The organism is Saccharopolyspora hordei (genome assembly GCF_013410345.1).
Lineage (GTDB): Bacteria > Actinomycetota > Actinomycetes > Mycobacteriales > Pseudonocardiaceae > Saccharopolyspora > Saccharopolyspora hordei.
On the sequence record NZ_JACCFJ010000001.1, the window covers coordinates 2806833 to 2821565 of the forward strand.

14 protein-coding genes are annotated in these 14733 nt (G+C 71.8%); 5 read left to right on the top strand and 9 right to left on the bottom strand.

Annotated features, from left to right (window positions below):
* Nucleotides 1-146: 146 nt before the first annotated feature.
* A complete protein-coding gene (locus HNR68_RS13080; RefSeq protein WP_218888290.1) occupies nucleotides 147-737 on the bottom strand; it encodes a hypothetical protein in 591 nt (196 codons plus the stop codon).
* A 155-nt stretch (nucleotides 738-892) separates the two neighbouring features.
* Nucleotides 893-1837, bottom strand: coding sequence for an SDR family oxidoreductase (locus HNR68_RS13085; protein WP_179720835.1), 945 nt, complete (start codon nucleotides 1835-1837; stop codon nucleotides 893-895).
* A gap of 165 nt (nucleotides 1838-2002) precedes the next feature.
* On the opposite strand from HNR68_RS13085, the gene HNR68_RS13090 reads away from it, so the two are divergent.
* Nucleotides 2003-2842, top strand: a complete 840-nt coding sequence (locus HNR68_RS13090) for an MmyB family transcriptional regulator (protein WP_179720837.1) — start codon at nucleotides 2003-2005, stop codon at nucleotides 2840-2842.
* Between the two features lie 24 nt (nucleotides 2843-2866).
* Here the strand turns inward: HNR68_RS13090 and HNR68_RS13095 are convergent, their stop codons facing one another.
* From HNR68_RS13095 to HNR68_RS13110, 4 genes are all read right to left on the bottom strand, one after another.
* A complete protein-coding gene (locus HNR68_RS13095; protein WP_179720839.1) occupies nucleotides 2867-4324 on the bottom strand; it encodes a hypothetical protein in 1458 nt (485 codons plus the stop codon).
* A gap of 243 nt (nucleotides 4325-4567) precedes the next feature.
* The gene (locus HNR68_RS13100; RefSeq protein WP_179720841.1) at nucleotides 4568-5983 is read right to left on the bottom strand and encodes a sugar porter family MFS transporter; all 1416 of its coding nucleotides are present in this window, start codon (nucleotides 5981-5983) and stop codon (nucleotides 4568-4570) included.
* Between the two features lie 96 nt (nucleotides 5984-6079).
* On the bottom strand, nucleotides 6080-7093 hold the full coding sequence (locus HNR68_RS13105) for a sugar phosphate isomerase/epimerase family protein (RefSeq protein ID WP_179720843.1): 1014 nt from the start codon (nucleotides 7091-7093) through the stop codon (nucleotides 6080-6082).
* A 32-nt stretch (nucleotides 7094-7125) separates the two neighbouring features.
* Nucleotides 7126-8307 carry a Gfo/Idh/MocA family protein gene (locus tag HNR68_RS13110; protein ID WP_179720846.1) on the bottom strand — a complete coding sequence of 394 codons (1182 nt, stop codon included), beginning with the start codon at nucleotides 8305-8307 and terminating at the stop codon, nucleotides 7126-7128.
* A gap of 238 nt (nucleotides 8308-8545) precedes the next feature.
* Here HNR68_RS13110 and HNR68_RS13115 point away from each other — a divergent pair, with 238 nt between their 5' ends.
* A complete protein-coding gene (locus HNR68_RS13115; protein ID WP_179720848.1) occupies nucleotides 8546-9568 on the top strand; it encodes a substrate-binding domain-containing protein in 1023 nt (340 codons plus the stop codon).
* On the opposite strand, the gene HNR68_RS13120 is transcribed toward HNR68_RS13115, so the two are convergent.
* Together HNR68_RS13120 and HNR68_RS13125 are read right to left on the bottom strand one after the other, a co-directional pair.
* Complete coding sequence (locus HNR68_RS13120) at nucleotides 9569-10462, bottom strand: TIM barrel protein (protein WP_179720849.1); 894 nt, start codon at nucleotides 10460-10462, stop codon at nucleotides 9569-9571.
* Nucleotides 10459-11463, bottom strand: a complete 1005-nt coding sequence (locus tag HNR68_RS13125) for a Gfo/Idh/MocA family protein (RefSeq protein ID WP_179720851.1) — start codon at nucleotides 11461-11463, stop codon at nucleotides 10459-10461. Before HNR68_RS13125 ends, HNR68_RS13120 begins: the two co-directional genes overlap by 4 nt.
* A 136-nt stretch (nucleotides 11464-11599) precedes the next feature.
* Between HNR68_RS13125 and HNR68_RS13130 the strand changes: the two genes are divergently transcribed.
* The 3 genes from HNR68_RS13130 to HNR68_RS13140 all read left to right on the top strand — a co-directional run bounded on the left by HNR68_RS13130 (nucleotide 11600) and on the right by HNR68_RS13140 (nucleotide 14068).
* On the top strand, nucleotides 11600-12583 hold the full coding sequence (locus tag HNR68_RS13130) for a LacI family DNA-binding transcriptional regulator (protein ID WP_179724997.1): 984 nt from the start codon (nucleotides 11600-11602) through the stop codon (nucleotides 12581-12583).
* 155 nt (nucleotides 12584-12738) lie between these two features.
* The gene (locus tag HNR68_RS13135; RefSeq protein WP_179720853.1) at nucleotides 12739-12954 is read left to right on the top strand and encodes a hypothetical protein; all 216 of its coding nucleotides are present in this window, start codon (nucleotides 12739-12741) and stop codon (nucleotides 12952-12954) included.
* Between the two features lie 319 nt (nucleotides 12955-13273).
* On the top strand, nucleotides 13274-14068 hold the full coding sequence (locus HNR68_RS13140) for a mechanosensitive ion channel family protein (protein ID WP_179720855.1): 795 nt from the start codon (nucleotides 13274-13276) through the stop codon (nucleotides 14066-14068).
* A 165-nt stretch (nucleotides 14069-14233) separates the two neighbouring features.
* Here HNR68_RS13140 and HNR68_RS27425 read toward each other — a convergent pair whose 3' ends face one another.
* Complete coding sequence (locus HNR68_RS27425; protein ID WP_218888291.1) at nucleotides 14234-14599, bottom strand: MmyB family transcriptional regulator; 366 nt, start codon at nucleotides 14597-14599, stop codon at nucleotides 14234-14236.
* Nucleotides 14600-14733 lie beyond the last annotated feature (134 nt).

Consider the following 14733-nt stretch of genomic DNA (forward strand, 5'->3'; position numbering starts at 1 on the left):
CCATGCGCCCCCGCCCGCCCCGGAGCCGTGGGTCCCGACACACCGCGGGGTGTGGAGGCAGGCACCGCGCCGGGAGGGTGCGCGATGTCCTTGCGCAACGGTGTGGGACTGCTTCGCCGACGTCGTGCCCACCCGGTCACGGCGGGTCAGCCGCGCTGCCGCCACGCGTCGAAGTCCTCGGGCGTCCGCACGCCGTGGTCGAGCACCGCTCGGTAGACCTCGTAGCTGGCGATCGGGTCCTCCGGCCGGGTCGCCAGCTCGTGCTTGATCGTCACGATCGCGGCGCGCGCCGCATCGTCCAACCGAGGGGCCAGCGAGCGCAGGTGCGCCAGGTCCGGTTGACGTTCCGGTTCGTCGACGAACCAGATGTCGAGCGTCCACTCGCGGTCCGCGGTGTCCCGGCAGCGGACGTGCAGGTACAGGCCGTCCGGGTACTTCGGGTCGGTGTTCCACCGGCCGGTGTCGTCGCGGAACCGCACCTCGCGCACCTGCTCGTGGAGAGCCAGTTCCGCGCCGAGGCGGCTCACGGCCGCGTGGGTTTCCCGGTCGAGCTCGGAACAGGTCACGGTGATGTCGACATCGCGGCGCACCATCACACCGAGCGCCGAGCTGCCCACCCGGGTCGGCGAGCCGATCGCCGACAGCGTCGCCTCCAGCCCCAGCTCGGCCACCAAGGCGTCCGCTTCGCAACGGGTGCGCGCTTCGAGTTCCAGGATCCGCTGGGGAGTCACAGGCACGCGATTGTGCCAGCACGGCGAGCACTACCAGGGAGACGGCCGCGTAGCGGTCCGTCTGGATCACGTGGACGGTGGAGAGCGCCAGGGGATCAGCAACACCGCCGGCGGCAGCGGCACCCGGCCGTGGACCCCGAACGATGTCGCCGCCCCGGTGGTCAGGTGGTGGGGAACTCGGTCCCGGTGAGCCGTTCGGAGACCTCCCAGATCCGCGCGGCGTCCTCGGTCCTGCGGAGCGGCGGGTACAGCTCCTGCTCGGCGGGCGGGCCGCCGAGGTGGCCGGGGCCGCTCGGCCCGTGGAGCACGCCGCCGCCGGCTGCGGGGTCGGTGGCGGCCACGAGCGCGGGCAACGTCGCGGAGTCGACGGTGCCCAGCAGGATCCCCCGCTCCGAGAGCAGCCGGACCAGGCGGACGGTCGGGGTGTCCGTGCTGCGGCCGAGTTCGGGGCGGGCGGCGAGGAGGCTGGTGGGGGCGACACCGGGGTGCGCGAGGTTGCTCGTGATGCCCCACCCGTGGGCGCGGCTGCGGCGGTCCAGTTCGAGGGCGAACAGACCGAACGCGATCTTGGACTGGCGGTAGGCGCGTCGCCCGTGGTAGCGGCGTTCCCAGTGCAGGTCGTCCCAGTTGATGGTGCCGCGGCGCGCGGCGACGCTGATCTGCGACGTCACGCGGGCGCGGCCCGCCCGCAGCAGTGGGAGGAGGTGGGCGACGAGCGCGAAGTGGCCGAGGTGGTTGGTGCCGAACTGCAGCTCGAAGCCGTCTGCGGTGGTCTGCCGGTGCGGCGGCGTCATCACCCCGGCGTTGCCGACGAGGAGGTGGAGCGGGCGTCCCTCCGAGCGGAGCACGCCACCGAGGGCGGCGACCGAGTCCAACGAGGACAGGTCCAGGCTGCGCAGGGAAACGCGAGCGCCCGGGACGTTCTGGCGGATCCGCGCGATCGCGTCCTCGCCCTTGCCGGTGTTGCGCACCGGCATGATCACCTCGGCGCCGGCGGCTGCGAGCCGTTCGGCGATCCGCAGTCCCATCCCGTCGCTGGCGCCGGTGACGAGCGCGCGCCTCCCGGTCAGGTCGGGGATCGTGATGTCGGTGACGTCGCGTCGCATCGTCCTGCTCCTCCTCGGTCGGGAGTCCACTGTCACCTGCACCGCGGCGGCCGTCCAGGGACTCCTGATCCCCCGCTCGGAGCGGAGGGTGGGACCGCCGGTCCGCGGTTCGCGTGGCGCGGGAGGAGTAGAACCGTGGCAGGACCGCGAGACGGGGGAGGGGCCGTGATCGATCGCGCCGGGTTGGCGGAGTTCCTGCGCAACCGTCGGGAGGCGTTGCAACCCGAGGACGTGGGCCTGCCGCGCGGCCCCCGCCGGAGGGCCAGGGGACTGCGCCGTGAGGAGGTCGCCGGGCTGTGCCACATGTCCACCGACTACTACTCGCGGCTCGAGCAGGCACGGGGTCCGAGGCCGTCGCACGAGATGCTCGCCTCGATCGCGCAGGGACTGCACCTCTCGCTCGACGAGCGCGACCACCTCTTCCGCCTCGCGGGACAGAACCCGCCCGCGCGCGGCGGGACCAGCGAGCACGTCAGCCCCGGGCTGCTCCGCGTCCTCGACCGGCTCCACGACACCCCCGCGGAGATCGTGACCGAGCTGGGGGAGACGCTGCGGCAGACCCCGATGAGCGTCGCGCTCGTCGGCGACCTGACCAGGTACACCGGGCCGGCGCGCAGCGCGGGGTACCGGTGGTTCACCGACCCCGCCGCGCGGGAGCGCTACGCGCCCGACGAGCACCCGTTCCTCAGCCGGATGTACGCGTCGGGGCTGCGCGAGGTCCTCGCCCTGCGCGGCCCGGACTCCCGCGCGGCGACCCTCGCCGAGCTGCTCCCGGCGCAGAGCGAGGAGTTCCGGTGCGTGTGGGAGCAGTGCGAGGTCGGGGTGCGCCCGCGCGAGGTCAAGCGCTTCGTGCACCCGGAGGTGGGCGCCCTGCAGCTCTCCTGCCAGCGGCTGGTCGACCCGGAGCAGGCGCACTGCCTGCTCGTCTACACGGCCACTCCGGGCAGCGAGAGCTACGACAAGCTGGAACTGCTGTCCGTCATCGGTGCACAGCAGCCCGGCTGAGCTGTTCCCGTCGCCGTTCGAGTGCTATGGAGCCGGGGCAGTAGCGCTGATCGGTGTCCTCGCTGGCCTGCGCCGTCGAACGACTTCCCCACCTTCCGGGAGCAGTCGCATGGCGAGAACGGACCCGTCTGGGTGGATCGACACCGGGCCACCCCAATCGTCGTCCCAGGTCGTGTGGGGCCACTTGGTGCGGCGACGGTAGGTCTTGCGACGGTACTCCGCCACCTCACCCCGCACGAGGTGGCCGAGCAGGTCGCGCGCCACGCCGGAGAAAGCCTCAACACGGGGACCGTTGAGGCGGAAGATGTGGTCGGTGCCGGAGAAGCAGATGCCGAGCAAGTCTTGTTCCGCGTCCTGCACGCTCTGCGCGGCTGCGTGCTCGAAATCGGTCTCGAAGTACTCCTTGCCTTGGCGCTTGGTGAGGTACTGGGCGGTTGCGTTGCCGTGACCTGCGAAGGCTGTGAGTCCCGCTGCGTCAGTGCGGGCGACCACCCGGGCGAACCAGTCGAACTGCTTCTTCGTGATGTGGAAGCCGAGGTCCGAGCGTGGAGGTTCACCACCTCTGGCGGGAACCGTGATGTTCGGCGGCTGGTTGACATCTTCGAGCGGGGTGTCCACACCTGGACCCGTGCCCCGAGGAGCGCTCAGCCAGCCGCCGTTCCCTCCAGCGCGGAGCGCGTGCACGGTCACATGCCTGTCCTTGTCCGAGGGCAGGGTCGTGCTGAAGATGAGAGCGGGTGTTTCGTTCCACGGCCCGATGTGCACTGCTTCGACGTGCGCAGAGGCGGAGGCGAGTTGCCGGGAGCAGTAAGCGGTGTTGCTGTGGCTTCCTTTGCACGCCACCGGCACCACGAGCGAAGGCTCTCCCGGTTTCCACACTTCGGCGAAGAACTGCGGGCGGTAGGAGTACTTGATCCTCGTGCCCTTCTCCTTGCTCGTCAGGGCCCAACCGGCTCTGAGTGCGGTGTCCGCGGGCACGATCGAGACGACGCGATCGGGGTACCGGTGTGACAGCACCCGCTCCGCGATCGCCAGGGCGAATCCGATGCCGAGTTCGTTCGACTGGATCGCCTTGTAGCGCTGGGACGTGCTCGACTTCCCCTCGACCGACAGCTTCATGAACCTGCTCATGTCGTCTGTCAACGCTTGGCTGTACTTCAGCGCGCCCCAGTGCTCGGCCAGTCCGCGTGCTGCTCCTCGTCTTGACAGGGCGATGGCGCGTCCGAGCGTGTGCAGCACATCCCACGGCGTCAGCGGGATGGCGCGCTCGTTCCACGCACGTATGGGAAGCAGTTCGGGTTTCCGCCGCAGAGCGGTGTCCTCGTTCTTCGGCTTCTTCGCCTCGGCCTTCTTCTTCGCTCGTTCCTTGTCAGCCGCCGTTGCGGCTCGGGCGACGGCACGAACGAGTTCGTCATTGGAGTGGAGCGAGATGTTCGAGCTTCGGGCGAGGTCCTCCAGGACGTCTTCTGCCGACTTGCGCAAGGTTCCCCCTGTGGGCCTACTGGAACGAGCAGCACTCACATGATCGACACCAGTGGAGGACCCTACTTTCCCTTGCGCTACGCCGCTTCCGCGCAACGAGTGATGTGTGCTGAGAACCGATCGCTTCGCGGAGAGGTGGCTCCAGGAGGGGTAGGCATCAGAAACATCCCTGCAACAGGAGGTTTCGGGCTCCACCGCTCTGCGATGGAGCCCGAAGCAGTCGAGGGAGTCGAAGACCTCGCTTCAGCTGTACCGGGTGCGGACCTCGGCTTCGAACTCCTCCAGGGTCTTGCCCCGCGTCTCCGGCACCTGCGTGAGGGTGAAGACGATGCCCAGCACGCCGATGGCGGCGAAGATGAAGAACGTCGGGGCGATGCCCACGGCCGCGACCGTCGGCGGGAAGCCGAAGGTGACGCCCGCGTTGGCCATCCACAGCGTGAACACGGACACGCCCATGGCGAAGCTGCGGATCCCCAGCGGGAAGATCTCCGACAGCATCAGCCACACCAGCGGCCCGAGGGTGCCCTGCATGGAGAACACGAAGGCCACCACGAACAGCAGGATGACGTAGGGCTTGGTCGGGCTCTCCGGCAGGAGCAGCGACGAGGCACCCACCAGGACGTGGAACGCGGCGATCAGCGCGAAGCCGCCGATCAGCATGACGCGCCGGTCGATCTTGTTGATCAGCGCGATGCCCACGCTGACGCCGAGCACGCTGAACAGGCCGTTGGCGGTGTTGGCGATGACCGCGCCGTTGCTGGAGAAACCCGCGGTCTGCAGCAGCTGCGTCCCGTAGTACATGATCGAGTTGATGCCGGTGAGCTGCTGGAAGATGCCGAGGATCGCGCCGATGACCACCAGCCGCCGGATCCACGGCACGGCCAGGTCGGCCCAGCCGCCGGTCTGCGAGCGCCGGTCCTCCTCGGCGAGCGCGCGGACCTCGGCCATCTCGGCCTCGGCGCGTTCCGGCGGCCGGACCTGCTTGAGCACCGCGAGCGCCTCGTCGTCGCGGCCCCGGGAAGCCAGCCAGCGCGGGCTCTCCGGCAGCCGCAGCATGCCGAGCAGCAGCGCGATCGCGGGCAGCACGGCGACCACGAGCATGGCGCGCCACACCGACGTGTGCTCGCCCCAGAGGTTGATGATCAGCGCGTTGATCAGGAAGGCCGCGAACTGGCCGGACACGATCATGACCTCGTTGCGGGTCACCAGGCTGCCGCGCCGCTCCGCGGGTGCGACCTCGGCGAGGTAGACCGGCACCGTGGTGGAGGCACCACCGACGGCGAAGCCGAGGACGAAGCGGAACGCCGCGAGCACCTGCCAGGTCGGTGCCAGGGCGCAGCCCACCGTGCCGACGATGAAGATCCCGGCGAGCACCAGGACGTTGTGCCGTCGGCCGTAGCGGTCGGCGAGCCGCCCGCCGACCGCCGCCCCGATCGCCGCACCGAAGATCAGGATGCTCACCACGAAGCCCTCGGTGACGGGGGTGAGCCCCAGGTCGGCCTTCATCGGGTCCAGCGCGCCGTTGATGACGCCCGTGTCGTAGCCGAACAGCAGCCCGCCGAAGGTGGCGACGAAGGCGACCAACCCCAAGCGCCTGCGGTGCGGGCCGGGGGTCTCGGGCGCTGCCGGTTGTCTTCGTGGAGTTCGGGTGCTGCTCATCGGGGCGATCCTCCGTCGTTGGGGGTTTCGGTGTTTCCTGTTCTCAGTGGACGGTCCGGTGCCGACCGCCGGCGGCCCGGGGTTGGGCCACCGGCCTCACCCGACCGCGGAGCGCAGGCCAGCCGCGGCGGCGTGCAGGTTCCGGGCGGCGAGCGCGAGCCCCTCGGTCTGGGAGTAGTCGGCGTCCTCGTGCTCGATGTTGACGGCCAGGTCCGGGTCGACCTCCGCCAGGGCAGCGAGGAACTCGGTCCAGTACGCGGTGTCGTGACCGATGCCGACCGCGACGAACTTCCACGCCGGGTCCTCGGGCCAGGCGTTGCACCAGAACCCGATCCCGGTGGGGACCTTGCCGGGTGCGTCAGCGGGCACCCGCGAGAAGGACGTGTCGAGCACGCCGCGCACGTCGACGCCGGGGCAGACCATCGCGTCCTTGGCCGCGGCGTGGAACACCAGCGGACCCAAGTCGCGGATGCAGGCCACCACGTCCATGCCCTGCCACATCAGGTGCGAGGGGTCCATCTCGGCGCCCAGGTTGGTGGCGCCGACCAGCTCCACCAGCTTCTTCAGCGTGACGGGGGAGAAGACCAGGTTGTGCGGGTGCATCTCGATGGCGACCCGCACGTCGTGCGCGCGGGCCAGCGCGTCGATCTCCGACCAGAACTCCGCGGCCACACCCCACTGGTAGTCCAGGACGTCCATGTACACGCCGTCCCACGGGTTGACCACCCACGACGGGTACTTCGCGTCGGGGTCCGAGCCGGGAGTGCCCGACATGGTCACCACGGTGCGGACCCCGAGCAGACCCGCGAGCCGGATGGTGCGCCGCAGGTCCTCGGCGTGCTTCGGGCCGACGCCCGGCAGCGGGTTGAGCGGGTTGCCGTTGCAGTTCAACGCGGTCAGCTCCATGCCGCGCGAGGTGAACAGCGCGAGGTAGTCGCGGCGGGCGTCAGCGGAGGCCAGCAGCAGGTCCACCGGGCAGTGCGGGGCGGGGAGGAAGCCACCGGTGTTGACCTCCACCGAGGTCAGGCCGTTGTCGGCGAGGAAGTCGAGGGCGTCCGCCAGCGGTCGGTCGTGCAGGCAGGCGGTGTAGGCACCGAGCTTGAGCGGCATGGTGAGACCTCTCGTCGAGTGGGGGCGGGGTGTCAGTGGACGTCGACTGCGGCGCCGCCGCGCTCCGCGGACCGCACGACCGCGTGCGTGACCCGCATGGTGTGCAGGGCGTCGGCGAACGTGGCGCAGGCGGGCAGCGGGTCGGGGGCTCCGGTGACCTCGTCGAGGAACGCGCGGCACTGGTAGACGAACATCTCGGCGTTGCCACCGCCGACGCCGGGCGCCTCCATCGGGTAGCCGCCGGCGAAGTAGGGCAGCTGCGGCCCGGCGATGACCTGCCGGGCGCCGCGCGTGCGGGCTTCGGGCTGGGTGTCGTCGAAGAGGTACTCGGCGGGCCGGTGCCAGTCGAACGCCGCGCGGCCGGAGAGCCCGCAGACGTCGAAGGCGAGACCGTTGGGCAGGCCGAAGGCGGTGCGGGACACCGAGAACGACCCGGTCAACCCGGACTGGAACCGCGCCGTGAAGACGGCGGTGTCCTCGTTCTCCACCTCGCCGACCTCGTCGCTGACCGGTGCCGCGCCGTGCCCGACGACCGGCCCCAGCGGCAGCGGGCGCTTCGGGACCTGCGTGGACAGCGCGCCACCGGAGACCGAGGTGATCGGTCCGCAGACGTGCTCGGCGACGTCGATGACGTGGGCGCCGATGTCGCCGAGCGCCCCGCTGCCGGGGCCGCCCTTGAACCGCCAGCTCAGCGGGCTGCGGGGGTCGGTGGCGTAGTCGCACCAGTAGCGGCCGCTGAACAGGGACAGCTCGCCCAGCTCGCCGCGCCGCACGTGGTCGCGGATCGCGGAGATCGCGGGGGAGCGGCGGAAGGTGTAGCCCACCGCCGTCACCACCTCGGCGGTCTGTTCGGCCGCCACCATCGCCTCGGCGTCGGTCAGCGAGCCCGCCAGCGGTTTCTCGCACAGCACGTGCTTGCCCGCGCGGATCAGGGCCTCGGCGATCGGGCGGTGCAGGTGGTTGCCGACGACGATGCTGACGGCGTCGATCGACGGGTCGTCGACGATCTCCTCCCAGCTGGCCACGGCCTTCTCGTAGCCGTAGCGGCGGGCGGCGTCGGTCGCCAGCTCGGTGTTGGCGTCGGCGATCGCGGCGAGCCGGATCGGCGGGAGACCGTCGCCGAAGACGGTGTTGACCTGGCGGTAGCCGGCGGCGTGACTGCGCCCGGCCATGCCGGCGCCGATGACCGCTACGGACAGTCGTTCCTTCGACATCGCGTGCGCTTCCTCCTGCGTCGCTGGACCGCCTGGTCGGTGCCGGAAGGCCTGTTCAGAAGGTGGATCACCGGGGCGGCCGCGGCACGCGGTCGCTGCCGGGAACGGCTGCACAGGGTGACCAGAACGTTCCGGTAGTCTGTGGCCACGAACACTATGCAGGGCTCGTGCTTATGTCAAGACAAAGTGGCGGCCCAGTTGTCGGGGCAGGCCAACGGCGTCGGAGAGGTGGGTTCGCGTGGCGAGGAAGAACGGGCGCACGACGATCGTGGACGTGGCGAGGGCCGCGGGCACCTCGGTCGCCTCGGCATCGGTGGCGCTGCGCGGGGAGCGCGGGGTCTCGGAGAAGACCCGGGCGCACGTCCTCGCGGTCGCCGACCGTCTCGGGTACCGGCCCGACCAGCGCGCCCGGCTGCTCCGCGAGCAGAAGTCCCGCCTGCTCGGCGTGACCTTCTCGGTCGGCCAGACCTTCCACGCCGAGGTGATCGAGCACCTCTACCGCGCCGCCGACGCCCGCGGCTACGGGCTCGTGCTCAGCGCCACGACGTCGAGCCGCTCGGAACCGGAGGCGATCGACGACCTGCTGCGGGACCGGTGCGAGACGCTGGTCCTGGTCAGCCCGGAGCTCGGCGAGGAGCAGCTGGCCGACCTGGCGACCCGGGCCTCGGTGGTCACGATCGGCTCCGACCTGCGCGTGGACGGCGTCGACTCGCTGCGCTCGCACGAGCACCAGGGCGTCGCCGACGCCGTCGCGCACCTCGTCGAGCTGGGGCACACCGACATCGCCTACGTCGACGGCGGCGCGATGACCATGAGCTCGACCAGGCGGGCGGCCTACCTCGACGCGATGGCCGAGCACGGCCTCGACCAGCGCGCCCGGGTGATCCCCGGCCGCCCCACCGAGGAGTCCGGGGTCGAGGTCGCGACCAGGATGCTCGCCGGGCGGGAGCAGGTGCCGACCGCGGTCCTCGCGCACAACGACATGATCGCGATCGGCCTCCTGCTCACCCTGCGCGGCGGCGGGGTGGCCGTCCCCGGCGACGTGTCGGTCGTCGGCTACGACGACACCAAGATGGCGGCCCTGGCCTCGATCCAGCTGACCTCGGTCAGCCAGGACGCCGCCAGCCTGGCAGCCGCCGCCGTGGAACGCGCCATCCTGCGCACCGAGGGCACCGTCGAGCCGGCCGAGGTCGTCACGCCCGCCCAGCTCGTGGTCCGCGAGACCACCGGGCCACCACGTCCGCCGCACGACGTGTCCTGATCACACGCGGTCCGGCTGGAGCTCCCGCAGCCGGGAGAACACGCGGTCCAGGTAGGCCAGGCTGCGCTCGGTGTCCCGGCGGGGCACGTCGACGGGTGACCGCTCGTCGAGCGCGGTGTCCTGCTCGAGCACGTACCAGCCCGCGTACCCGGCCCGGTGCACCGCGCGGACCATCGCCTCGGTGTCGACGTCGCCGTCGCCGAGCGGGACGAACAGGCCCTGCGCGACGGCGGAGGCGAACGGGACCTCCCCGGCGCGGACCCGCTCGGCGAGGTCGGCGCGCACGTCCTTGAGGTGGATGTGCCCGATCCGGTCCGGGTACCGCTGCGCCAGCGCGACCGGGTCGGTGCCGCCGATGAGCAGGTGGCCGGTGTCCAGGCACAGCGGCATCGGCGAGTCCGCGACGAACCGCTCCACCTCCGCCTCGGTCTCCACGTGGGTGCCGACGTGCGGGTGCAGCACCGTCCGCAGCCCGTGCTCGGCGACGACCTCCGCGACGCGCCCGGAGGTCTCGATGAGCGTGCGCCACTCCGCGTCGCTGAGCGCGGGCCGCTCGTCGTAGCCGTCCAGGCCGGTGGCGGCGGCCAGCACCACCACCTCGCCGCCGCAGCGCCCCATCCGGGCCGCCGCCTCGGAGGCGGCGTCGACGTTGCGCTGCGCGGTGGCCTCGTCGTGCAGCGGCACCGCGAGGAAACCGCCGACCAGGTCCAGGCCGTGGCGGGCCAGGTCGGCCTGCGGGTCCGGCAGGTAGCCGGGCGGTCCCAGCTCGGTGGCCCGCAGCCCCAGCTCGGCCATCTCGCCGAGCACGTGGTCGGGCTCCAGCACGCGGCCCCATCCCGGGACCTCGCACACGCCCCAGGAGATCGGGGCTGCGGCGATCTTGAACTCGGTCATGCGGGCACCTCCAGTGACACCGGCCCGCCGGAGCGGGCTGATTCCTCGCACGCCAACGCCAGCCGGAGGCTGACGAGGCTCTCCCGCGGCGGCGACGGGTTGGCGACCCGACCCGCGATGACGTCGAGGAACACCTCGGTCTCCCGGACGTAGGCGTCGTGGTAGCGGTCGGTGAACGACTCCCACGGCTGCTCGGGGCTCGGGCCGTCGTTCTCCAGCGAGCGCAGCGGGGTGCGCGCGTCCACGCCGGTGGCCAGCGAGTCCCGGCTGGTGAAGACCTCCAGGCGGCAGTCGTAGCCGACCGGGTCGTGCCGGGACGCCGACAGCAGGGCGTGCGCGCCGCCGGCGAAGCGCAGCGTCACGACCGCGTTGTCCACGTCACCGGCGTCGGCGAACGCCTGGTCGACCAGCACCGAGCCCGAGGCGTAGACCTCGGTGACCCGGTCGCCGACCAGCCACGGCACCGCGTCGAGGTCGTGGATGAGGCAGTCGCGGAACAGCCCGCCGGAGGTGGCCACGAACTCCTTCGGCGGCGGCAGGTGGTCGTTGCACACCGCGCGCACCAGGTAGACGGACCCGGCCTCGCCGGAGCGCAACCGGCGGTGCAGCTCGGCGGTCGCCGGGTCGAACCGGCGCTGGAAGCCGACCAGCACCGGCACCCCGGACGCCTCGATCTCGTCGACCAGCGCCTCCGTCGAGGACAGGTCGGGGGCGAGCGGCTTCTCGCAGAGCACCGGTGTCCCGGCGGCGATCGCCCGGCGCACCACGTCGGGGTGGGTGTCGGTGGGCGTGGCGACCAGCACGCCGTCGGCGGCGACCAGGTCGTCCACGGTGTCGACCGCCTCGACGGCCGCGGCCGCGCCCCCGAGCGCGGCGGCGGCCTCGGCCGCCCGTCCGGGCACCGGGTCGTACAGCACCAGCTGGTCCACGTCGGTCAGGGCGGCGAGGTTCGCGGCGTGCATGGAACCGATCCGGCCGACCCCGGCTACTCCGATCTTCATCTCGGCTACGGCCTCGTTTCGTCTGGGGGTGGGGCGTTAGAGCGCTCTAACCGTTGGAGCGCTCCAATGCTGTAAGCTCCTTCACATCGGTGTCAACCCCCTGTTCCCCGAGGAGGTCCGCACGGTGCGGCCAACCATGGAGGACGTCGCGGCCCGCGCCGGGGTTTCCCGTGCGCTGGTCTCCCTGGTCATGCGCGGTTCACCGAAGGTGAGCCAGGAGCGCAGGGAAGCGGTGCTGCGGGCCGCGGAGGAGCTCGGCTACTCGCCGCACGCAGTGGCGCGGTCGCTCGCCTCGCGCACGTCGACGCTGCTCGGCGTGATGGTGTCCGACCTGCACAACCCGTTCTTCGCCGAGATCGTCGACGGGGTGGAGGCGTTCGCCCGCAGTGAGGGCTTCGAACTGATCATCAACACCGGCGGCCGCAGCGCCACGCGCGAGCGCGCGGCCGTCGAGAGCCTGCTGTCGTTCCGGCCCGCCGGTCTCGTGCTGCTCGGTCCGGTCGTGCCCGCGTCCGGCATCGCCGCCGCCGCGGAGAAGGCGCCCGTCGTCCTCGTGGCCCGGGAGAGCAGGTTGTCCTCAGTGGACACGGTCAACGACGACGGCAAGCACGGTGCGGCGGTGGCGGTGGACCACCTCGTCGAGCTGGGGCACCGGCGGATCGTGCACCTCGACGGCGGCCGCGGCTCGCAGGCCGCGGTCCGCAAGCGCGGCTACGTCGCGGCGATGCGCAAGCACGGCCTGGAACCCGTGGTGCTGAGCAGCGAGTACACCGACAGCGCCGGCGCCAAGGCCGCCGGGCAGCTGCTGGAGCGGTTCGACCCGCTGCCCACCGCGATCGTCGCCGCCAACGACGTCAACGCGGTCGGCGTGATCTCGGCGCTCGACGAGGCCGGTTTGCGGGTGCCGCACGACGTTTCGGTCGTCGGCTACGACAACACCTCGCTGGCGGGGCTCGCGCGCATCGGGCTCACCACGATCGACCAGCCGCGGCGCGAGATGGGCAGGCTCGCCGCCGAGGCGCTGCTGCAACGCGTCCGCGGCAGCCGCGCCGAGCCGGTCCGCCACCTCCTGCAACCCCGCCTCGTCGTCCGCAGCACCACCGGCTCGCCCAGCTCCTGACCGTCCTGGGTGACCGCAGCGGCGGCGGATCCCGCCTGGTACTGCCCCTCCTCGGCGCCTTCGGACGGGGTTCGTCGTGGGGGAAGGACATCAACATGCGCCCGGTGCTCCGTGCTGCAAGCCTGAGGATCCAGCACACGACGAAGGGAGCGACCATGTTGGCGAAACTGCGCGACGCCGGGGTCACCTCGGATCACCTGTTCACCGCCGGCTTCGTGTCCATCGGACTCAGCCTGGTGAGCTGGTTGATCTCCACCAAGGCCGAGCGGGTCGAACGTGCCGACCGCTGGGGCATCTTCGTGGGCGAGTGGGCGCCGACCTTCTTCGCGCTCGGGGTCGCTCTCCGCCTCGACGAGAAGTCGTCCCGCTGAGGACCGCTCGCCGACAGCGTGCCGTGTGATGGCCGGCGGACGGGGCGCCGTTCGCCGGACCCCATGTGTCCGGAGCAGCGCCGTCCCGCGCGGGTGGCGCGCCGGCCGCCCTGAGCTCCGAACGAGCCGTGGCTGGGCCGACACCCTCCCCGCCGCTGCCGAGCTCCGTTCGGCAGCGGACGGCCGGTGCCGCCGCCTCCCGCTTCGCACGGTCGTTCGCCGCGGACCCCGAAGCACCACCCCCCGACGCCGGGTGAGCGCACCGTTTGGGTAGCGCCGAACCGGGGGATCCCCGGAGTGGAAGAGGAGGGAGTGCGGCATGTTTCTTGCTCAAGTGCCAGGGGGGATCATCCCGACTCTGCTCAGCGGTCTCCAGGCGCTCATCCAGTTCATCCCGGTTCTGATCGGCGCCTTGGTGATCCTGCTGATCGGTTACGTAGTCGGGAAGCTGCTGCAGAAGGGCGTGACCAAGCTGCTGCAGAAGGCCGGCGTGGATCGGAGGATGAAGGACACCCATGTCGGGGCCTGGCTCGAACGCGGTGGCGAGCAGGCGACGGTCTCCCGGTTGACCGGGCGGGTGGTGTTCTGGCTGGTCTTCATCTTCGGGCTGGTCACCGCCCTCGGTGCGCTCGGCATCGCGTCCGTGACGACGTTCATGAACCAGGTGCTCGCCTACCTGCCGAACGTGCTCGCGGCCATCGCCATCATCGTGGTCGCCGGGCTCGTCGCGGGGGCGGTCGGTGGCATCGCGCGCCGCACCCTCGGCCAGACGGCCACGGGGAGGGTCGTGTCCGCCGCCGCACCCGCGCTGATCATGGGGATCGCGGTGTTCATGGTGCTCACCCAGCTCGGCATCGCCCCCGAGATCGTGGTGATCACCTACACGGCGATGATCGGAGCGCTGGCCCTGGGCCTCGCGCTGGCGTTCGGCCTCGGCGGTCGGGAGATCGCCGCGGAGATGCTGCGCACCGGCTACCGCAGGGCGCAGCGGGACCAGCAGGCCGCTGGGGCCACACGGACGGAGGCCGAGGCCCCCGCGGGCGACGCGGGCTGGAGCACCACGCCCGCCGAGTCCCGCGGCGAGACGCCCAGGCACGCGGCACCCGGCAGCTGACCGGGAGCAGCCGCCCCCTCGGCGTCGCGAGCCGGCGACCGGCTTCGGGTGCGGGACGCAGGAGACGCGACGTGCACGGGACCTCCACCGGAGGCCCCGTGCACCTCCCGTCCGAGCGGACCGCACCCGTCCACGTGCCCGCACTGTCCACAGCGGACCCTGCGCTCAGGCGCGGATCCGGGGCTGCTCGCCCGCGCCGCCCTCGATCCCGTCGACGACCGCGGGGTCCGTGTCCAGCAACGACATGGCGCGGTGGTCCGGTGTGCCGGGCGGGGCCTGGTAGGAGACGAGGCGTTGCCCGTCGGTGTGCAGGATGGTCATCCCCTCGAAGGTGAGGGTCATCGGACCGACCTCCGGGTGCTGGAAGCGCTTGCTCCCGCCCGCGCTGCTCATGGTGCCGCTCGGGGGCGGTGGCGCGCTGGCCGTGCCCGCGCTGACGAGCCTGGTGCTGGAGACCGTCCCCGGTGAGCGGGCGGGCACGGCGGCGGCCGTGCTGAACACCAGTCGCCAGGTGGGCGGCGCGATGAGCACCGCGGTCTTCGGCGCCTCCTCGCGCCGGGCTTCGCCACGGGGATGCGCAGAGCCTCCTGCTGGCCGAAGCGCTACGGCGCTCGGCGCCACGGCACTGCTGCCGAAGCGCTGGACCACCGGCGGCGGTCCGCCGA